Genomic DNA, 19,980 nt, shown 5'->3' on the forward strand with positions numbered 1-19,980 from the left:
CCCGGGCGGGCGTCAGCGGCCCCGGAAGTCCGGTGAGCGGCGTTCGGTGAAGGCGTGCAGGCCCTCCTGGGCGTCGTGGGTCGTCATGTTGATCTCCTGGGCGGCCGCCTCCGCCGCGAAGGCCGTGGCGCGGTCGGTGTCGAGGGAGGCGTTGACGAGGTGCTTGGTGAGGGCGAGGGCCCGGGTGGGGGCGGTGGCGAGGCGGGCCGCCCATGCCTGGGCCGCCTTCGCCAGCTCGCCGTCCGGGACCGCCCGGTTGACCAGGCCCAGGCGTTCGGCGTCGGGTGCGGTGAGCGCGTCGCCGAGGAACATCAGCTCCTTCGCGCGGTGCGGGCCGACGAGGCGGGGCAGCAGGTACGCCCCGCCCGCGTCGGGGACCAGGCCCCGGCGGACGAACACCTCGATGAACCGCGCCGAGTCGGCGGCCAGCACCAGATCGCAGGCGAGTGCGAGATGCGCGCCGAGCCCGGCCGCCGTCCCGTTCACCGCCGCGATCACCGGCTTCTCGCAGTCCAGGACGGCGGAGATCAGGCGCTGGGCGCCCAGCCGGAGGGTGCGGGCGACGTCACCGGCCACGCGTGCGGCCTCGGTCACGCGTGCGGCCTCGGTCACGCGTCCGGCCCCGGCCGCCGGGCTCGCGCCCCGCACGCCCCGCAGGTCCGCCCCCGCGCAGAACCCCCGCCCCGTCCCCGTCAGGACGACCACCCGGACGTCCGGGTCGGCCGACGCGGCGGTCAGCAGCGCGATCAGCCCGTCGCGCATGGCGGGGGTGAGGGCGTTGAGCGCCTCGGGCCGGTCGAGGGTGATGTGGGTGATGCCGCCGTCGGTGGTGGTCCGCACCCCGGCGGTCACCGGCACACCGCCAGCGCGTCCAGCGCCACCGCGCCCTGCCCGCGGTCCAGGACCATCAGCGGGTTGATGTCCAGCTCGGCGAGCAGACCGTCCAGTTCGAGGGCCATGCGCTGGACGCGCAGCACCACCTCGACCAGGGCGTCGGTGTCCGCCGGGGGACGGCCCCGCACACCGTCCAGCAGCGCCCGCCCCCGCAGCTCGGCGAGCATGTCCCGGGCCTGCTCCTCGCCGAACGGCGGCACCCGTACGGCGGTGTCGCGCAGCACCTCCACCAGCACCCCGCCGAGTCCGACCGTCACCGTGGGTCCGAAGAGGTCGTCCTGGGCCACGCCCACCACCATCTCCACGCCCCGCTCGACCATCTGGCAGACCAGGATGCCGTCCAGGGACACGTCCTCGTAGCGGGCGGTGTCCGTCAGCTCGCGGTAGGCGTCGCGGACCTGGCTGGCCGAGGTCAGGCCGACCTTGACCAGGCCCAGTTCGGTCTTGTGAGCGATCCGGGCGCCGGACGCCTTCATCACCACCGGGTAGCCCACCTGCCCCGCCGCCCGCACGGCCGCCGCGGCGCTGGTGACCAGCTGCTCGCGCGGGACGCGGATGCCGTACGCCCGCAGCAGCTGCTTGGCCGCGTGCTCGCTGAGCCGGCGGCCCGGCTGGAACAGGTCGCGGACCTTGCGCAGGGACGGTGAGGGGGTGCGGGGCGCCTCGTCGAAGGGGGAGCGGTAGGAGCGGGTGAAGCGGTGGTGGTCGAGGTGGGCGCGGACGGCTGTCAGACAGTTCGCCACGGTGCGGAACGTGGCCACCCGGGAGGAGCCGAGCAGGACGTCGCGGTAGGCGGGCTCGGTGCCGACGGGGGAGCCCCACACCACGCAGACCAGCTTGTCGGTGTGCTCGGCCGCGTCCACCAGGTCCCGCACCAGCCGGTCGCTCAGCGGTGGGAACGGGCCGGTGACCGGGCAGATCAGGACGCCGATCGACGGGTCGTCGAGGATCGCGTCGATGATCTTCCGGCCGCGCTCGTCGCCGACCGGATGGCCGCCGCTGTCGACCGGGTTGGCCACGTTCAGGTACGCGGGGATCCACCGGTGCAGCTCCGCCTGCCGGGCCGCCGACAGCCGGGGCAGGTGCAGCCCGGCCGCCGTCGCCAGGTCGGCGACGTGGGCGCCGGTGCCGCCGGAGATCGAGTAGACGGCGACGCCGTCGGCGCGCGGCGGGCGGGCCCGCGCCAGCAGGGCGGCGGTGTCCTGGAGTTCGTCGAGGCCGTCGACGCGGATCACGCCGTACTGGCGCATCGCGGCGTCCACGACGTCGTCGGCGCCGGTCAGCTTCCCGGTGTGGGAGGCGGCGGTGCGGGCGCCGGTCTCGGTGCGGCCCACCTTGACCGCGACGACCGGTACCCCGCGCCGGGCGGCCCGGTCGGCGGCGAGCAGGAAGGCGCGGCCGTCCTTCAGCCCCTCCACGTAGGCGGCGATGGCGCCGACCTCCGGCTGTTCGGCGAAGTAGGAGAGGAAGTCGGCGGTCTCCAGGTCGGCCTCGTTGCCGGTTGGCGCCCAGTGGGAGAGCCGGACGCCGAGCTCCTGGAGGGCGAAGACCGGGCGCCCCTGGTGACCGGACTGGGTGATCAGCGCGATCGCCGGTCCGGTCAGGTCGTCGCGGAAGTGCTCGAAGGCGTTGAGGTTGGTGTTGGGGCCGAGCAGCCGCAGCCCCGAGCGGCGCACGGCGGCCGCGAGGCGGGCCTGCGCCGCGGCCCCCTCCTCCCCGGTCTCCGCGAAGCCGGAGGCGAAGGCGACCGCGAACCGCACCTTCGCCTCGGCCAGTTCCTCGATCACCGGCAGCGGATCGGAGACCAGCAGCACGGCCAGGTCGACCCGCTCGGGCAGGTGGGCCACGCTCGGCGCGCAGGGCAGGCCGAAGACCGTGGCGCGGGTGGGGTGCACGGGGTGCAGCCGGGCCCCCACCCGCTCGGCCCAGGCCACCAGCTGCCGGGTGATCCCGGCGGCCGGCCGCCCCTCGGCGTCACTCGCGCCGACGACGGCGACGGACTCGGGGCGGAAGAACCGGTCGAGGTCGGGGACGTCCGCGTACAGCGGCCGGCCGCTGACGTCCAGGTCACCCGCGTCGGCGGGCCGGCCGTGGACGGCGGGCCCGGGCGGTTCGCCGCACGCGAGGACGCGGGCCCGGCGGGAGTCGGTGGTGAGGGTGCCGTGGGTTGATCCGAGCATCGATCCGCCCCGCTCCTGTGTGACTGCCGAGTAAGCTGACGTCCTGTCAGATTAGCGAACTGACGGGGCGTCAGGAATACGGCTGCGCAGAGCAGAATGCGGGGCGGGCGACCCTGGGGCGTCGCGCCCCGGGGTGTCGTTGCGCCCGGGGTGTCGTTGCGCCCGGGACGTCGTCACGCCCGAGGCGTCGTCACGCCCGGGACGTCGTCACGCCCGGGTGTCACGGGTCAGCCGCCGAGCCGCGCCGTGTCCGGGCCGCTGCGCGCGGCCACCGCCTTCGCGATCTTCACCGCGTCCATCGCCAGCTCCCGGAACATCCCGCTGATCGGGTTGGTGAACCCGGTGAAGTAGAGCCCAGGGGCGTTCTGAGGCGTACGCGGTCCGTGCACCGCCGGTCTGCCCCGGCCGTCCAGCACGTCCAGGTGCCCGACCAGGCCCTCCAGCGCGCGCTCGTACCCGGTCGCCGCGATCACCGCGTCCGGCGAGATCCGGGTGCCGTCGGCGAGCAGCACCTTGTCGTCCTCGAACCCTTCGACGGCCGCGACGACCTCGACCTTCCCCTTGCGCACCGCGTCGATCAGACCGACGTCCTGCACCGGCACCGCGCCCTGAAGGACCCGGCTGTACAGCCCGGTGTCGGGGCGCGGCAGGCCGTACGCCGTCAGGTCCGGGGTCAGTTTCGCCACCGGCCGCGCGAGCCGGTCGACCAGGCGTACCGGCAGCCGGCGTACGAGGACGCCGGAGTACTGGGCCGCCCAGCCGGCCGTGGAGCGGCGCACGATGTGCGGCGCCGTGCGCACCGCCAGCCGGACGCGCGAGGCCCCGCTCTCGGCCAGGTCCACGGCGATCTCCGCGCCGGTGTTGCCGACGCCGACGACCAGGACGTCCCGGCCGGCGTACGGCGTGCCGTTGCGGTAGGCCGAGGCGTGCAGCAGCTCGCCGCCGTACGTGTCCGCGCCCGGCCAGTCCGGCAGGCGCGGGGTGTGGTTGTAGCCGGTGGCGACGACCACCGCGGCCCCGGTCAGCTCCCGGCCGCCGGTGGCGTGCAGCAGCCAGCCGGTGCCGTCGGGGGCGCGGTCGACGCGGGAGACCTCGACGCCGGTCACGATCTCCAGGTCGTGGTACTCCGCGTACTTCTCCAGGTAGCGCACCACGTTGTCGCGGGACACCCACCGCCCGAACCGGCGCGGCATCGGCAGGCCGGGCAGGGCGGACAGCCGGCGCGTGGTGTGCAGGTGCAGCCGGTCGTAGTGGCGTCGCCAGGAGGCGCCCACCCGGTCCGACTTCTCCAGCACGACGGCCCGTATGCCCCGGGCCCGCAGCGCGTACGCGGCGGCGAGCCCGCCGGGGCCGCCGCCTATGACGTAGACGGGGTGCGCGGCGGGCGGGGCGGAGGTGGTCCCCGACGGTGCTGAGGGTGCTGACGGTGTGGAGTCGGCCATGCTCGCGAGCGTAATCACATGCCGCGTTGATGGGTATCGGTCAAGACCGGAATTGGTTGCGGATTGATCACGGATGGGCGGGAAGTGTGCGGGTCGTGTGGCGTGGGTCTCCTTGCGTCGGCGTCCACCACTTCCCGGGGCCGTAAATCTGACGTACCGTCAGATTCATGGACTCGATCTGGCTGGACGGTGCTCAGTGGCTCGCGGTGCTGCGGATCGGGCTCGGTCTGTGGTGGCTGGAGAGCTGGCGGCACAAGGACAAGAAGAGCTGGTTCGAGGGCTCGGGCATCGCCTGGGCGGCCGGCGTGGCGGCCAAGCACCGCTGGACCGCGGTCCGTTCCGGCTTCGACACCGTGGTCCGGCCCCGGCCCCGGACCATGGCGTACGTCGTCGCGTACGGCGAACTCGCGGTCGGCCTCGGCCTGGTGGCCGGCGTCCTCACCCCGGTCGCGCTGGCCGGGGGCCTCGCCCTCAACCTGCTCTACTTCGTCCTGATGATCCACGACTGGGCCGAGCAGGGGCAGAACTCGATGATGGCCCTGATCTCGGTGGTCGGCCTGTTCGGGATGGCGTGGCAGACGTGGTCGGTGGACGCGGCGCTGGGGTGGTTCTGATGGGGAGCCCGGAGGCGGTCGGCCGGTCGGAGGCCCTGGAGGCGGAGGCGGAGGCGGTCGGCCGGTCGGAGCGACCGGGGGCGGAGGCCCGCTACGACATCCCCGAGACCGACGCCTTCACGCGCGCGTACTGGACGGCCGCCGCCGAGGGCCGGCTGCTGGTCCGCCGCTGCCGTGCCTGCGACCGGGTCCACCACTACCCCCGCGAGTTCTGCCCGCACTGCTGGAGCGAGGACGTCCGGTGGGAGCGGGCGAGCGGCCGGGCGGCCCTCTACACCTGGTCGGTCGTCCACCACAACGACCTGCCGCCGTTCCGTGACCGCACGCCGTACGTCGCGGCCGTGGTGGAACTGGCGGAGGGCCCGCGCATGATGACCGAGGTGGTCGAGGCCGTGCCCTCGGACCTGCGGGCGGGCATGGACCTGTCGGTCGCCTTCCGGGACGGTGTCCCGGTCTTCCGGCCGTCGTAGCCGGCCCGTCCCCGCACCTGACCGCGCCCCCGCCGGGAAACCGGGTGAAACCCGCGGCCGTGGCCGCTTCAATGACCGCATGGACACGGACCGCACCCCAGCCCCCGCCCCGGCCCCCGAACTCCACGGCCACGGCCTGCGCCTGTGCACCTGGGACGTGGAGCGCGACGACCACGTCGAGGCCTGGTGGCACGGCCAGCGGGACCCGGAGTTCAAGCGCTGGAACACCCCGCTGGTGTTCGTGACCGACATGGACAGCTCCCGTGACTCCCTGCGCCGCTGGGCCGAGCGGACCGCCGACGGCGAGGGCGTGGCCTTCCGCGTGGCCGACGCGGCGAGCGGCACGACACTGGGCCAGATCAGCGTCAGCGCCGTCAACCGCACCACCCGCAGCGCCATCGTCGGCTACTGGGTCCTGCCCGAGGCGCGCGGTCACGGCGTCGCGACCCGCGCCCTGCGGCTGATGGCCCGCTGGGCGTTGGCCGACTTCGGCCTGCACCGGCTGGAGCTGGGCCACGCCGTCGGCCACGAGGTGTCCTGCCGCGTCGCCGAGAAGTGCGGCTTCCGGTACGAGGGCACGCTGCGCGGCGCGATGTTCGAGGCGGGCCGCCGCGACGCCTTCCGCGACATGCACCTGCACGCCCGCCTGACGACGGACCCGGAACCGAACCCGAACCCGGCGCCGAACCCGGCCCCGAACACGGACCCGGAACAGACTCCCTGAGCCCCCTGGGGACGAGACGGGCTTCGCTCGAAACCCCATCCGTCACCTGCGTATCAAGCACGGCGTTTCGGCCACCCGCGCCGGCTCCGGGGGCCGTACGCCACCGCGACCGGCCCGCACCGCCCCCGGAACCGCGGGCCTGCGCGGAGTCCGAAATCGAGCGCGTTCGAATCACCCGCCCTCTCGTTGAGCCGGGCACCGCCGGACCACCCAGGTGCGGCGAAACGGCTTGAGGAGGAACGCGGGTGACCGTGACCGAGAACCCAGGGAACAGGCAGAACGCCGGAGCCGGCCCCGAGAGTGCGGCGGGCACACCGCCCTACCCGCCGCCCGCGACCCTCACCTACGGCGGCAAGTGGGGCAAGAACCCGCTGGCCGAGGCCAGTTTCGGGCGGATGTGCGCCCGGCTGCCCGGCGTTCTGGGCCGCACCGCGCGCATGGCCTGGGCCGTCGACCGGCCCGCCGTCGCCCTGCTCCTCGTCTGCCAGTTCCTCACCGGCGCGGCGGCCGCCGTCGTCCTGGGTTTCACGGCACGCGCCATGACCCACCTCCTCGGCACCGGCGAGGTGTCCGAACGCCTGCACGCCGCCCTGCCGGCCCTGGTGGTCGTCACCGTCGCCGCGGCGACCGGCCGGATCAGCGGCGCCCTCGCCTCCTACGCCGACGGCCGGATCACGCCCCGCCTGGTCACCGAGGCCGACGTGGCGCTCGTCGCCGCCGTCTGCCGGGTGGAGGCCGCCGCGTACGGCGAGGACGGGTTCGCCGACCGGCAGGAGGCCGCCGAGGTCGGCGTCACCCGCACCACGTACATGGTCAAGGACGCCCAGCGGTTCATGGCCGCCCTCACCCGCATGATCGCGGCGGCCGGCGTGATCACCGCCCTGCACCCCCTCCTGCTCCCCCTCCTCCTGCTCGCCGTACTGCCCACCGGCCTCGGCGCCGTGCTCTCCGCCCGCGTCGACTACGAGACCCACTACGCCAACGTCGGCGACCGGAACGTCCGCGGCATGATGCGCACCTGGGCGACCTACTCCCGTTACACCGACGAGGTCCGCGCCAACGGCATGACCGGCTACCTCGTCCACTGGTACCGCGCGCTGTCCGAACGCATCGACGAGCGCACCCTGACCGCGGCCCCCCGCACCCTGCGCATCGTTCTCGCGACCTCCGCCCTCGGCGGGGCGTTCCTCCTGGTCACCTGGGCCTGCCTGGCGTGGCTGGCGATGACCGGCCGGATCGCCCTCCCGGTCGCCGCCACCGCCGTCGTGGCCGTCCAGACGACCCTCGGCGCCCTCTCGCAACTCGTCCAGAACGGGGCGGCGATGTTCCACACCTCCCTCTACCTGGCCGACATGCGCGCCTTCCTCGACCTGGCCGCCGAACGGGCCCCGAAGCGAGGCGAGTCGACGATCCCGGCGGACGTCCCCGAGATCGCACTGGACGAGGTGGTGTACCGCTACCCCGGCAAGGCGGAACCGGCACTCGACGGGGTCTCGCTCACCCTGCGCCGGGGCGAGATCCTCGCCGTCGTCGGCGAGAACGGCTCCGGCAAGTCCACCCTCACCAAACTCATCACCGGCGTCCTCCTGCCCGACAAGGGCACCGTCCGCTGGGCCGGCACCGACCTGGCGACGGCCGACCCGGATTCCCTGTGGACCCGCACCGCCCTCGTCCCCCAGAACTTCGCCTGGTGGCCCCTGCGCGCCCGCGAGAACATCACCCTCGGCCAGCCCCGCACCCACGACGACGCCCCGGTCTGGGAGGCCGCCGACGCCGTCGGCATGCGCGAGGCCGTCGAGAAGCTCCCGCACGGCCTGGACACCCTCCTGGCCCGCGAACTCTTCGGCGGCGCCGAACTCTCCGGCGGCCAGTGGCAGCGCCTCGCCTGCGCCCGCGCCCTCTACCGCCGCACGCCGCTCCTCATCCTCGACGAGCCCACCTCCCAGATGGACCCGCGCGGCGAGCACCAGATCTTCCTGCGCGTCAAAGGCATCGCCGCCGAACGCATCACCATCGTCGTCACCCACCAGCTGGAGAACACCCGCCTCGCCGACCGGATCGTCGTCCTCCAGAACGGCCGCATCACCGAGGAGGGCACCTACGACGAACTGGCCTGCGCCAACGGCCTGTTCGCGGAACTCCTCACCCTGTCGAAGGACCGCTAGGACGGCCGGGACCACGTGCAGGGTCCGAGACTCGATGCGCAATTTCGGCCGAGGGTGCGCAATGAACGCGCAAACCCAGGGCTCGGTGAGCATGCGCTACGGTTCGCGGCCGTCGTTGTCGATCTCTTGCGGCCTTTCGGGCAGTGGCCCGGAACCGGTGGGTGCGACCACGAGCGCGGCGAGTTCCGCGGCGAGATCGGATGGGACGGGGTCACCGGTAACGAGCAGTCTGAGATAGACCGGACCGAGCAAGACCTCGATGGCCAGGCCCACGTCCGTCAGGCGCAGCCGCCCCTGTTCCTCGGCGCGTCGCAGCACCTCGTGCAGGATCTCTCGCCGCTCCCGCTCCACCGCGCGCAGAGCGGCGGCGAGCTCGGGCGATCGGGGCAGTTCACTGACCAGTCCGGCGATGACCCGCCCCAGAGATGTGCCGGTGAGAAGCCGGATCGTGTTGGACAGCACGGTCACGAGATCCGCCAGCGGGTCGGCGGTGTCGGGGGCTTCGGGGTTGGCCTGGGCGAAAGCCTCCCGGACCGCGGCCGCGATCAGCTCCGTACGGTCTTTCCACCGTCGGTAGACCGTGGGCCGGGAGACGCCCGCGCGGGCGGCCACCGCGTCTACCGACACCCCGGCCGCCCCGCCCTCCGCCAGCAGTTCGACAGTCGCTCGCAGGATGCGCTCCGAGGCTTCGCTGCTGCGCGGGCGGCCCGGCGCGGACGTCCGCTCAGCCACCGGCCACCACCGGCCCGCGGGCCGCGACGCCCCTGTCGTACGCGGCGAATCCGTCCTCGATCCCCATCGCGACCTGCTTCACCTCCACATACGGCACGGAGAACAGATCGGTGTCCCGGACCGCTTCCCAGAACATGTAGTAGGCGGAGAGGTCCTCGGTCTCCACGAACAGGATGTCGCTGTACTCGGCGCAGAATGCCTCCGCGTCGAACCAGCGCAGCCTGATCCCCTCGGCGCGGGCGGCCAGCGCCTTGACCGTCTCCCAGACGGCGGCGCGTTCCGCCCGCTCGAGCCGGAGCCAGGCGGGCTGGAACCGCAGCATGTTCATCACGATGTAGGTCATGGCGCTTCTTCTCCTTCACGGGATCTCACCCGACCGAGGAGAGATAGATTACAGTACTGCTATGTAATTCAAATCGTCGAAGGAGGTTCAGTCGTGTCGGCAGGACTGACTGTGATCACTGGCGGCACCGCGGGCGTGGGACTGGCCCTGGCGCGCCGGCTCGCACATCAGGGCGAGCAGGTCGTCGTCTGTGGGCGGGACCGGACCCGCGTGGCAGCAGCCGACGCCGTACCGGGCATCGAGGCCCTGCGGTGCGACCTCACGGTGGAGAGTGACATCGCCTCCCTGGCGGCAGAGCTGCACGCGCGAGGAGGCGTCCGACTGCTGGTCAACAACGCGGCTGTGCAGTTCGGTTACCGAGTCGCCGAGCACGACCGTGACGCCATGCTGCGCGACGTGGACACGGAGATCGGCACGAATCTGACCGGCCCGGTCAAGCTCACCGCACTGGTCCTGCCGCTGATGCTGCCCGGCAGCGCCATCGTGAACATCACATCGGCCCTGGCCCTGACACCCAAGCGCAGCGCACCCCTGTACTGCGCCACCAAGGCCGCACTGCGCAGCTACACCACCGCCCTGCGCTACCAGCTCGCCGACGACGAACGCGGTATCCGGGTGACGGAGGCCGTGCTGCCCCTGGTGGACACGGCCATGACGGCCGGCCGGGGCAGTGGCAAGATCAGCCCGGAACAGGCCGCCAGGGAGCTGCTGGACGGCCTCGACCGCAACCGCCCCGTCGTCCGCGTGGGCAAGGTCCGCGCCCTGGCAGCCCTTCACCGCCTGTCCCCCGCACTCGCGGCGCGCCTACTCCGGGACAGCTGACCACCCTTCCCGCGCTGTGCCCAGATGCGGAGCGTGACACCCAGACGAGGCGCACAGTTGCCGATTGCGCACCGCCCACCAACGGCCTCCACACCTCACTGTGCGCGCCGCGCACCTCCGTTGCAGGTCGCAGCCTTCCCGATGCGCACGACTCCGCGGAAGCTACAGCCACACCTGCACCGGTTCTCCACCAAGATCGCTACAACCTTTTCCGGCTGTGGCGCACATCACCGCGACCCCACGGGCGTTGGCCGGATCTGCCCCCCTTTCTGAGGTGGACGGCGCCTGCCGGCTGCGGCTTCGATGAGGGCGGCGACCGCAGGGGGGCGGCGACATCTCTTCCCTGGCGCGGGCCGTGCGCGGCGGCGGGGGCCGGCCCTCCGCCGGGGAGGCCGTTCGAGCCTCGCGCCCGGCTCCGCGTACCGCGGGTGGACCGACGACCGCGGCAGTCCGTCGACGGCCGGGACCACACCCGGCCGGGATCAGTGGAGCAGAAGGGGAGCCGTGATGCCACAGCCTTCGGGGCGGGCGTTCAGCAGACGTCAGATCATCGGTATTTTCACCGGGATGGCGGCCGGGGCCGCGATACCCGCCTGGACGATCGGGGCGGCCCGTCCGGCCTTCGCGGCGGGCGAGGCCGGCACCGCGGCGATGCCGGAGGGCACGGGCCTGCCGGACACCGACCGCGGCAAGGTCGTCTGGGCCTACCGCTCGGGCGGCCGTGCCGTCCGCACGGCGGCCGCCGCCGCCCTGGTGGGCACCGCGGCGGACGTGACGGCGTTCCTGGAGCAGAAACTGCCCGCGGCCCGCGCCGAGGACAACCGCTTCACCCTCACCAAGTCCCTGGTCTCGGCGGGCCGGGCGACACGCGAGGGCATCGACGGCGCACTGTCCGCCGGAGACGCGGCGGTCGAGACCTTCCTCAAGGGCGGCTTCCGGACCGCGGTCCACGAGGACCTCCGCGTGGCCGCCACCACCGTCATGTCCCACGGCGACCGTGCCGTCAAGCGCGCGGCGTCCGCCGTCCTGGACACCGACGAGGACTTCGCGCTGCGCGCCTTCCTCAGCGGCGGGCAGTTCACCGCCCACGAGGAGGACGAGCGCGTACAGGTGCTCACCATCCTCATGTCGGCGTCGCCGCAGGTGGCCGAGTACGCGCAGCGGGCGCTGGACGACGGGTCGCCGAGGGCGGTCCGCTGGTTCCTGGAGACGGGCCAGTACATCGCCCGGGCGCGGGACGAGGAATCGGCGACGATCGAGCAGCTCGTCGAGGTCGTCGAGAAGGAGGGCCGCCGCGCCGGCCGGAAGACCGACGAGGCCCTGGAGCTGTCCGCCCAGGCGGTCGAGGCCGCCGAGAAGGCGAAGGCCGCCGCGCTGGAGGCCAAGGCCGAGGCCGAGGCCGCCGAGCAGGACGTCCAGCGCTCGGCCGCCGCGGCGAACAAGGCGGCGCAGGCCGCCAAGGGCGCCGCCGCGGCCGCCTCGACCGCCGTGTCGGCGTCGCGCACCGCGCAGGCCGCATCGCGTCGCGCGGTCGCCGCCGCACAGGCCGCCGCTGCCGCCGCCGCGTCGGCGGGGCGCGCCGCGGCCCGCGCGTACCGTGCCGCGATCGCCGCCTCCAAGGACGCCTCGAAGGCGTCCGCGGCCAGGTCGGCGGCGGAGGCCGCGCGGAAGATGGTCGGCTACGTCCGCTCCGTGGCCCTGAAGGCCGACATCGCCGCCGTGGCCGCCGCCGCGGCCGACCAGGCCGGCGCCGCCGCCGCCGGTTCGGCGGTCAACGCGGCCGCCGCCGCCCGCGCCTCCGCCGACGCGGCCGTGGCCTCCGGCGCCGCGCAGTCCGAGGCCGCCGCCGCGCAGCGGGCCGCCGCCGAGGCCGAGGCCGCCGCGAACCGCGCCACGCAGGCCGCGGGCCGGGCCCGCACCCTGGCCGGGAAGGCGGCCGCCGCCGCCCGCACGGCCCGGGACGCCGCCAACAGCGCCGCCGACCACGCCGAGAAGGCGGCGGACGCCGCCGAGGAGGCGGCCGACCATGCCGGCGAGGCGGTCGACTACGCCAACCGTTCGACGGCCGCCGCCGACGCCGCCCTCGAAGCGGCGAACAAGGCGGCCGACGCCGTCGCCGAGGCCCGCGAGGTCGAGCGGGCGGCCCGCGACGCCGAACTCGCCCGGCTGGCCGAGGAGACCGAGGAGGCGATCGAGCGGGCACGGCTGGAGGCGACCGCCGAGACCGACCTGCTCGAACAGGCCAACCGCCGGCGCACCCAGGAGGCGCGGCTCTCCGACGAACTCCTCGCACTCATCGGCACCGCGGAGTCGGCGCTGAGCGACGGGAACACCGCCGCCGCCGTGACGGCCGGGCGCAAGGCCGCGGTCCAGCTCATCGACCGGTCGGGCACCTGGACCGGGCAGGCCGCCGAGTTCGCGCTGGCCGGGTCGGACGAGGACGTCGTCCACTGGGTCGAGGCCGACCGCGTCATCGCGATGAACCAGGACGACGCCGAGAACGCGGCGGCCATCGCCGCGGTGTCCACGAAGAACGTGGCCACGGCGGCCCACGACGCCCTGCAGACCGAGGACGCCGCCCGGATCCGGGGATTCCTGGAGAGCGGGGCGGTCGCCGCGGCCAGGGAGGACAACCAGGTCGAGATCCTCACCCTGCTGTCCGACGCCTCCACCGGCAAGGCGGTGCGCGCCGCGGCCCAGGCGGCGCTCGACGCCGGAACCGCCGAGGCCCTGCACACCTTCCTGCACGTCGAACGCGCCGCCGCCGTCCACGAGGACGACCGGGTCGCGGCCACGACGCTCCTCGCGAACGGCGGCCCCTACGTCAAGGCGGCCGCCCAGATCGCCCTCGAGGGCGACACGCACATGCTCCGCCAGTTCGTCGGGACGACGCAGTACGACTTCGCGCGGCTCGACCACGACCACGCGACGCACGTCAGCGCGATCCGCGCGGCCATCGCGCGCGCCGCGAAGATCGCCTGGGACGCCATGGAGGACGCGGCCCGCGCCTCCGAGGCGGCCGCACTCGCCCGCAACGCCGCCTCCGACGCCACCGACTGGGCCAACCGCGCGCAGGGCTACGCCGCTGACGCCAAGGCGTCCGCCGACGAGGCTCGCCAGAACGCCGAGGCCGCCGAGGGCTCCGCGGCCGCCGCCGCGCAGTCCGCCGAGACCGCGCGCCAGGCCGCCGCGGCGGCGCGCCAGGCGAGCAGCGTGGCGCGGCACGCGGCGACGCGGGCCGTGCAGTCCGCCACCGTCGCCGCGTCCTACGCCGCGGACGCCGCCGCGTCGGCGACGGCCGCGCGCAAGGCGTCGCTGGAGGCGGGCAAGGACGCGGCCGCCGCCGCGCAGGCCGCGTTCGAGGCCAAGGTGCTCGTCATCCAGGCCGCGATCCGCCAGGCGATCCAGGACGCCCTGGACAACGCGACCGTTCCCATCAACCCCGAGGAGAACGGCCTCCCGGAGGGCGCCGAGAGCTGCCTGACGCCGTTCGGCGACCCGGTGCCGTCCGGCAACGACACCAACCCCTGGGAGCTGGGCTGGAGCTGGCTCACCGGTGACGGCCCCCGGTCGCAGTGCTTCGGCCCGGACGACGAGTTCACCAAGCTCTACCGCGACCACCAGTTCACCAAGGAGGCCATCGCCTTCTTCGCCTCCCGCACCAAGTCCGGTGACTACGAGCTGGGCCACACCTACATGTACGACTACCAGCTCGGCGGCTTCGACGGCGTGGGCAAGTACCTCACCGACTACGGGACGCTGACCACGGCCGGCCTCACCGGCAACCTGGCGTACACCTTCCTCGGCTCGCACTACGTGCGGATGACGCCCATCCGCGAGAACGCGGACGGCTCCGTGGTGTGGCGCTACACCGCGTTCAACGAGTCGGACATCGAGTCCGCGACGCACCCGCCCGTCATCGGCTACACGGACTGGTGGAGCGACACCGTCGGCTCGCTGGTCGACAAGATCGTCGGTGACTCCGGTCCGCTGTCGCCCAAGACCCAGGTGATCCAGTTCGACGTTACGCTGGGGCCGTGACAGGCAAGAAGGCCGTCGGCCGCTGGCCGGCCGCCGCCCTGACCGCCGCCGCGCTGCTCCTCTCGGGGTGCACGGGCTCGGACTCGGTCGACGTCGGCGAACTGCCCGGCGTGTACCGCGACGCCGCGTCCGGCGGCGAGATCGTCCTCGATCCCGACGGGACGTTCGCCGCCACCCACGTCCCGGGCGACGCGATCGGCGGCGGCCGTACCGCCCCCGCCGACTTCGCCGGCCGGTGGGAGTACGTCGACAGCAGCGTGGCCGCCGACTTCGTCTACCTCACGGTCGACGACGGCGGCCTCGGCAAGGCCGGTGGCCTGAAGGTCTACCCGAGCGGCAGCACCCTGGAGTTCCACCCCGACCCGGACGCCCCACCGTCCCTGGTCCTCACCAGATCGCCGTCCTCGTAGTCCCCCACGCCCTCGGTCCGGCCCGGCTCCCAGCCCCGCCGGACCGAGGCGCGCCGGACCGGGCGCGTCGGCAACGGTGACCGCGTGGAACTCCGCCGGTCAGCCGTGCTCAGCGGCAACGCCGGCGAACAGGACGGCTGCCGCACCGAGAACACGTCGGCGCGTCCGAGAACAGGAGTCGAGGCCCGGTCGGCAGGCTCAGCGGTCGGCGGTGCCGGGTGGTACGACCCATTCGGCGGCTTGGCCGGTGAGGGAGGCGATCATGTCGAAGTCGCCGTCGTAGTGGAGGACTGTCCGCCGGTGCAGTTCCGCCGTAGCGGCGATCAGAAGGTCGGGGAGGGGCAGCGCGCGGTGGAAACCCGCGTTGAGAGCGTGGTGTTGGACCTCCAGGGCGCGGGCGAAGGTGTGTTCGTCGGCGTGGAGGTAGTCGAAGGCATGGGGCCAGGTGCTGATCCGGATCGCCTCCGAGTTGTCCCGTGCGGAGTGGATCATCTCGTACTCGGTGGGCCGGCACACGGCCAGGAGGTAGCGCTCGTGCAGTGGCTTGAGTACCTCCTGACGTCGGGTCTGGCCCAGCGGGCGAGGGCGGACTTGTCGATCAGGTAGCGGTCCTGCATCAGGCGGCCCGCCCTCCGTCGCGGTCGCCGCTGCGCTTGAGGGAGCCGTCGGGGTTGCGGGGACCGGTGTTCTTCACGATCTCGCTGAAGTCCAGCTCGCCGGCGTCGATGGCGTCGAAGCCCTCCTGCCGCAGATGTCGCTTGACGGCGTCTTCCATGGCGAGGCGGACAGCTTTGGCTTTGGTCTTGGTGCCGAAAATGCGCATGGCCTCGCGGACCATGTCTTCGTCGAGGTCGATGACGGTTCTGGCCATCAGGATGGTCCCTTCGGGGAGGCTTCTGTGCTTCAGCTGTACGTGCCGCCTGTGCTCGTCTCCTTGAAGAACTCCAACGACTCCCGCTGCCAGAGGTAGACGGTCCAGGGTGAGGGCTCTGCGGCCGGGTCCGTCCGGGCTCGTTCGCAGGCTTCCTCCGATTCCCTCGCCGGTGACTCCACCGACTCCGTGGTCCACGCCTGCGGGGCGATGGGGCATCGGCGGGCAGCGGACTGAGACGGGAGCCGGTCGAGTTGTTGTCAGGCGTCGCGCCACCACGGGGGGCGGATGGTCTCGTTCTCGTCGGCGGCGCAGTTGACGCCGTGGACGACCTCTGAGCCGGCCAGGTCCCAGCCGGTGATGCCGTTGCCCTGCCGGGCCAGTTCCACCAGGCGGGCGCGGTGGGTTCCGCTGCCGATGTCCACGTCGCACGTCTCGACGCTGGTCCAGGAGCGTCCGTCCAGGGCGGCGGTGATCGCCACGGCGGGCAGGACGATGCCGCCGAGCAGCAGTCCGGCGATCCACAGGGCGTCGGCTGCACGCTGGGGGGCGGTCTCGGCCCGGTTGCCGGTGCGGCGGCCCGTGGTGTCCTCACGGCGGCCGGTCTTGTAGTCGACCATCACCCCCACCCTCAGTACATAGGAGGCCAGGCCGGTGGCCAGGCCCCAGCCCAGGCCGTTGAACGCACCGACCACCACCCCCAGGGCTGCCGGAACCACGGCGGCAGTGGCCGCGGTCACCGCCATGGGGGTGACCCGATGTCCGAGGGCACCGCCCCTGGCCGCGAAGTGGGCGTAGGTGGCGCGCGAGACGACCACGGCCAGCACCGTGGCCAACAGGGCCTCGTTCAGGAACATGCCGATGAGGATGTCCGCCCAGTTGCCCGGACCCATGGCGATCAGCGCGTCCCTGGCCGCATCACCGCCGCCGAGGGTCCAGGCCAACTTGAGCGCCGGGACCGCGAGCACCACTGCCAGCAGCACCACGTGCCCGGCCCTCTCCCGGTAATCCCCGGGCGCCCTCTCTTCACTCATGCGACGAGTCTCACGGACCACCCGGCACCGGCAAGGTCCGACACACGTACACACCTACGTCACCCTGACGAGCCGAAGTCAGTAACGGTGACGCAGACGATGACGGCGACTCGTGCAGACGCACCCTTTGATGAAGAACTGCAAACCCGAAGTGATCGACCAGTTCCCGGAGATGTACAACAACAACTGGCGTCGCGCATTTGGAATGGAGCTCCGGTGATCCTCACGGAAGGCGGCAGTCGGGTCGCGATCCGGACAGACGAGGAGTCTGCCGCGTACGTCGGCGTGGATATCGTATGCGGCGAGCGTGCGGCTGCGCCGGAATCCGGTCATGCGGCGCGGGCCGTCGTGGAACTGAGCCGAGCATTGGGCGGCGTGACGATGCGGGCGTTGCTCGGTGCCGAGTTCTCGCCGGATCCTCGGGGGGCGGTGACCGTGTTCGAAATTCCTTTCGGCGAGTCGGCGGGGCTTGGTGCGGTCACCGGCTGCGGAAGTGAACTCGGCCCTCCGCTGGTAGCCGGATTGCCCAGCGACTTCGCCGCAGCAGCTCTCGACGGACTGGCCGGGGACACGGGGGTCGCTGCATTGCCGGCCGGGCTGTTGCGCGTGGGCCGCGCGGGCTTCGACGAGGTCGGTTCCTCCGAGATGGCGTTCAAGCTCGCTGGACGACTGCTGCGGTGCGTGGTCGACGCTCTGCTGCGCGGCCGGGATCCATACAACGCAGTACGGGCTGCGGTCGGCGCCTGGTGACGGCGTGTTCCACGGTGCGGAGGGCCGGGCTGACGCAGGTCCGGTGCGGCTCGCGCCCGCAGGGGATGCCGATATCTGTTACGGCCACAGCAGCCGACGCCGCCAACCCCCGCTGTCGCGCCTGCACTCCAGCCGTACGTGCCGCCTGTGCTCGTCTCCTTGAAGAACTCCAACGACTCCCGCTGCCAGAGGTAGACGGTCCAGGGTGAGGACTCTGCGGCCGGGTCCGTCCGGGTTCGTTCCCAGGCTTCCTCCGATTCCCTCGCCAGTGACTCCACCGACTCCAGTGGCTCGCTCTGGTGGCCGGGGAGGGCGGAGGCAAGGGCGCCCGTCGATCCGGCGCGGAGATCGGCCCGGGCTGCCGCCGTACCGGTCACGACCGGGCCCTTGACCCGCGCTGACCCGGACGGCTCACCGTCCAGGGTCCTCGCCAGGTCGACGGCTCCGTCGGCATGACGGCGGTCGGCCCGCAGCCGATACCAGGTGCGAACACGTCCTCAGAGCAGGTGATCGGCGTTCCCGGCCTTGATTCCCAGGATGAGCGCGCGGAGGGCTTCGCGGGTGTCGGTGAGCGGGGCGTCCTCGTGTCCGGCGACGGCGATGTAGGCGTTGCCGGTGGGGTCGGTGCCTATGCGGAAGCAGTTGGCGCCCTCGGCGCAGTACGGGTCTTCCCAGGTGATCTCGTTCATCGTGGGTTCCTCAGAAGTCGCTGGCGATCCGGCGCATGAAGTCGCGCGATGCGGCGGGTGGGAGTGATGCCGTGTCCATCCAGTCCAAGTGGGCACGATACTTGTCGAGTTGTGACTGGCCGTGCAGGAATTCCGGCCCGTGAGCCGAGTCCAGCTCCACGGTGTCGAGTTGCGGTACTGGTCCCTCGGCGTAGATCACCGCCTGCCCGGCCCCGGGGAAGGCTCCGGCCCGGAACGGGATCACCCGCACCTCGATGTTCTCCCGCTCGGACGCCTCGCAGAGGTGGTCGAGCTGCGCCCGCATCACTCTGGCCCCGCCGAACTCGACGCGCAGGGCGGCCTCGTGGACATACCCGATGTAGTCGATGGGGCGGTCTCGGTGCAGCACCTGCTGGCGCTGCATGCGGAGGGCTACGCGCAGTTCGACTTCACCGGGTGACAGGGGTGGCAGCGCGGCGGCGAAGAGAGTGCGGGCGTAGGCGTCGGTCTGGAGCAGCCCAGGTACATGCATCGCCAGACCTGCCCGGATCCGCCGTGAGTGCCACTCCAACTCGGCGATGTCCATGAGTGCAGCCGGGAGTTGGCCTCGGTAGGTGTCCCACCAGCAGGGGGTGTTGTCCGCTGCCATCTCGGCGAGTGCGTCGACGTAATCCTGGTCGTAGCAGTCGTAGTTGCAGGCGAGAGTGCGCAGCCGGTCCGGAGTGATGATGCGGACCCCCGCCTCGATGTTGGAGACCTTGGTCCGGTCGATGCCGAGCAGCCCGGCCGCGTACTCGGTGCTCACTTGCGCCGCGAGGCGCATCTTGCGCAGCTCCGCGCCCAGGCGCTTCTGGCGCTGGGTGGGTGTCGCCCTTGGCGGCATGTGTCGATTCCCTCCCTTGGTTGCGGCGCCAGTCTGCCGGTTGGCGCGGTGGCAGTGCACCAGAGTGGTGGCAATTTTGTTCAAGCAGTGGCAACGTGCCACCATTTCGCTCTACAGTCTGTGACGCAGCGACCACGCAAAGCGCATAGTCGCCTCGGAAGTGCATCACGTGGACCCGCCCGCGTCCTCCTCCCCTGGGAGGGGTGGGTCCGCGTCAGGGAGACAGGCCACCGGGGCTGCCGAATGCCTCTCCGCTCACCCTTCGTACCCGCTCAGGGAGTTGCCGTGCATCCAGACACCGCGTCCTGCCGGACGCCCAAACTCACCCCCGCCGATGCCCCGTTCACTGCCGTCGGCCCCGAATCCCTCGCCTGCAGCCTCACCCTCCCGGCAAACCCTCGAAGTCCCGGCATCGCCCGAGCGGCAACCCGTACCGTCCTCCAGGCCCACGGCCTGCCCGAGACGACCGACGCCGTCGTCCAGGTCGTCAGCGAACTGACCGCCTGCGCCTGCCGTTTCTCCACCACACCGGAGATCTACATCTCCCTCCGCTACCGGGACACGGCTCTACGCGTCACCCTTTACGACGGCCACCCCCGCCACACCCACCCCCGACTCGACGCCGCCTGCCGGACCCACCGCCGCCTCGCTCTCCGCGTCCTCGATCAGGTGGTCCACGCCTGCCGGGGTGACTGGGGCATCGGCGGCCCGCGCGCCGACCCGGTGGGCGGCACCAGGATGTGGGCGGTGCTGCCTCACGAAGGTGCAGCGGGCTACGCGCCGGGGCGGGCGGGCACGCCGGTGACGGCGGATCCCAGCCGGTGACCGGCACTCTGTTCGCCGCGCTCCACTGCTGCTGACGGCGGCCGCACGCTCCGAACCGTGGCGATGCAGATGCGGGCCGGGCCCTGGTGGGCCGGCCCGCATCACCTGTCTC

Annotated in this window: 18 protein-coding genes and 1 pseudogene; 9 read left to right on the forward strand and 10 right to left on the reverse strand. The window is 72.7% G+C overall.

Going from position 1 to position 19,980, the window contains the following annotated elements; genetic code table 11:
• Nucleotides 1-12: 12 nt before the first annotated feature.
• The 3 genes from AC3ET3_RS13985 to AC3ET3_RS13995 all read right to left on the reverse strand — a co-directional run bounded on the left by AC3ET3_RS13985 (nt 13) and on the right by AC3ET3_RS13995 (nt 4,516).
• Nucleotides 13-858 carry an enoyl-CoA hydratase/isomerase family protein gene (locus AC3ET3_RS13985; RefSeq protein WP_432137376.1) on the reverse strand — a complete coding sequence of 282 codons (846 nt, stop codon included), beginning with the start codon at nt 856-858 and terminating at the stop codon, nt 13-15.
• Nucleotides 849-3,074 carry an acetate--CoA ligase family protein gene (locus tag AC3ET3_RS13990; protein ID WP_435612224.1) on the reverse strand — a complete coding sequence of 742 codons (2,226 nt, stop codon included), beginning with the start codon at nt 3,072-3,074 and terminating at the stop codon, nt 849-851. Before AC3ET3_RS13990 ends, AC3ET3_RS13985 begins: the two co-directional genes overlap by 10 nt.
• A gap of 227 nt (nt 3,075-3,301) precedes the next feature.
• Entirely contained in the window at nt 3,302-4,516 is a 1,215-nt protein-coding gene (locus AC3ET3_RS13995) for a flavin-containing monooxygenase (RefSeq protein WP_435612225.1), read from the reverse strand.
• Nucleotides 4,517-4,683: 167 nt separating this feature from the next.
• On the opposite strand from AC3ET3_RS13995, the gene AC3ET3_RS14000 reads away from it, so the two are divergent.
• The 4 genes from AC3ET3_RS14000 (at nt 4,684) to AC3ET3_RS14015 (ending at nt 8,489) form a co-directional block, all read left to right on the forward strand.
• Entirely contained in the window at nt 4,684-5,130 is a 447-nt protein-coding gene (locus AC3ET3_RS14000) for a DoxX family protein (RefSeq protein ID WP_432137379.1), read from the forward strand.
• Nucleotides 5,130-5,600 carry a Zn-ribbon domain-containing OB-fold protein gene (locus AC3ET3_RS14005; protein WP_435612226.1) on the forward strand — a complete coding sequence of 157 codons (471 nt, stop codon included), beginning with the start codon at nt 5,130-5,132 and terminating at the stop codon, nt 5,598-5,600. The genes AC3ET3_RS14000 and AC3ET3_RS14005 overlap by 1 nt, the downstream gene beginning before the upstream one ends.
• A gap of 79 nt (nt 5,601-5,679) precedes the next feature.
• Nucleotides 5,680-6,324, forward strand: coding sequence for a GNAT family N-acetyltransferase (locus tag AC3ET3_RS14010; protein WP_435612227.1), 645 nt, complete (start codon nt 5,680-5,682; stop codon nt 6,322-6,324).
• Between the two features lie 245 nt (nt 6,325-6,569).
• Nucleotides 6,570-8,489, forward strand: coding sequence for an ABC transporter ATP-binding protein (locus AC3ET3_RS14015; RefSeq protein WP_435612229.1), 1,920 nt, complete (start codon nt 6,570-6,572; stop codon nt 8,487-8,489).
• 96 nt (nt 8,490-8,585) lie between these two features.
• Here the strand turns inward: AC3ET3_RS14015 and AC3ET3_RS14020 are convergent, their stop codons facing one another.
• Nucleotides 8,586-9,221: a TetR/AcrR family transcriptional regulator gene (locus AC3ET3_RS14020; protein WP_435612230.1), complete on the reverse strand. Its 636-nt coding sequence runs from the start codon at nt 9,219-9,221 to the stop codon at nt 8,586-8,588.
• The gene (locus AC3ET3_RS14025) at nt 9,214-9,564 is read right to left on the reverse strand and encodes a darcynin family protein (protein WP_432137383.1); all 351 of its coding nucleotides are present in this window, start codon (nt 9,562-9,564) and stop codon (nt 9,214-9,216) included. The genes AC3ET3_RS14020 and AC3ET3_RS14025 overlap by 8 nt, the downstream gene beginning before the upstream one ends.
• A gap of 93 nt (nt 9,565-9,657) precedes the next feature.
• On the opposite strand from AC3ET3_RS14025, the gene AC3ET3_RS14030 reads away from it, so the two are divergent.
• From AC3ET3_RS14030 to AC3ET3_RS14040, 3 genes are all read left to right on the forward strand, one after another.
• Nucleotides 9,658-10,386, forward strand: a complete 729-nt coding sequence (locus AC3ET3_RS14030; RefSeq protein ID WP_432137384.1) for an SDR family oxidoreductase — start codon at nt 9,658-9,660, stop codon at nt 10,384-10,386.
• A gap of 507 nt (nt 10,387-10,893) precedes the next feature.
• Complete coding sequence (locus tag AC3ET3_RS14035; protein WP_435612231.1) at nt 10,894-14,427, forward strand: hypothetical protein; 3,534 nt, start codon at nt 10,894-10,896, stop codon at nt 14,425-14,427.
• Nucleotides 14,424-14,837, forward strand: coding sequence for a hypothetical protein (locus tag AC3ET3_RS14040; protein ID WP_432137386.1), 414 nt, complete (start codon nt 14,424-14,426; stop codon nt 14,835-14,837). The genes AC3ET3_RS14035 and AC3ET3_RS14040 overlap by 4 nt, the downstream gene beginning before the upstream one ends.
• Before the next feature lie 198 nt (nt 14,838-15,035).
• On the opposite strand, the pseudogene AC3ET3_RS14045 reads toward AC3ET3_RS14040, so the two are convergent.
• From AC3ET3_RS14045 to AC3ET3_RS14055, 3 genes and pseudogenes are all read right to left on the reverse strand, one after another.
• Nucleotides 15,036-15,454 (reverse strand): annotated as a pseudogene (locus AC3ET3_RS14045) (PIN domain-containing protein).
• Nucleotides 15,454-15,708 carry a type II toxin-antitoxin system VapB family antitoxin gene (locus tag AC3ET3_RS14050; protein WP_432137387.1) on the reverse strand — a complete coding sequence of 85 codons (255 nt, stop codon included), beginning with the start codon at nt 15,706-15,708 and terminating at the stop codon, nt 15,454-15,456. The pseudogene AC3ET3_RS14045 and the gene AC3ET3_RS14050 overlap by 1 nt, the downstream one beginning before the upstream one ends.
• Nucleotides 15,709-15,968: 260 nt before the next feature.
• Nucleotides 15,969-16,742, reverse strand: a complete 774-nt coding sequence (locus AC3ET3_RS14055; protein WP_432137388.1) for a hypothetical protein — start codon at nt 16,740-16,742, stop codon at nt 15,969-15,971.
• A gap of 87 nt (nt 16,743-16,829) precedes the next feature.
• On the opposite strand from AC3ET3_RS14055, the gene AC3ET3_RS14060 reads away from it, so the two are divergent.
• Nucleotides 16,830-17,492, forward strand: a complete 663-nt coding sequence (locus AC3ET3_RS14060) for a hypothetical protein (protein WP_432137389.1) — start codon at nt 16,830-16,832, stop codon at nt 17,490-17,492.
• Between the two features lie 497 nt (nt 17,493-17,989).
• Here the strand turns inward: AC3ET3_RS14060 and AC3ET3_RS14065 are convergent, their stop codons facing one another.
• Together AC3ET3_RS14065 and AC3ET3_RS14070 are read right to left on the reverse strand one after the other, a co-directional pair.
• Entirely contained in the window at nt 17,990-18,181 is a 192-nt protein-coding gene (locus AC3ET3_RS14065) for a hypothetical protein (RefSeq protein WP_432156370.1), read from the reverse strand.
• Nucleotides 18,182-18,191: 10 nt separating this feature from the next.
• Nucleotides 18,192-19,043, reverse strand: coding sequence for a helix-turn-helix domain-containing protein (locus tag AC3ET3_RS14070; protein ID WP_432137391.1), 852 nt, complete (start codon nt 19,041-19,043; stop codon nt 18,192-18,194).
• Between the two features lie 285 nt (nt 19,044-19,328).
• Between AC3ET3_RS14070 and AC3ET3_RS14075 the strand changes: the two genes are divergently transcribed.
• Nucleotides 19,329-19,868: an ATP-binding protein gene (locus AC3ET3_RS14075; protein WP_432156369.1), complete on the forward strand. Its 540-nt coding sequence runs from the start codon at nt 19,329-19,331 to the stop codon at nt 19,866-19,868.
• Nucleotides 19,869-19,980: the final 112 nt, after the last annotated feature.

This window comes from Streptomyces sp. bgisy159, from assembly GCF_057707805.1.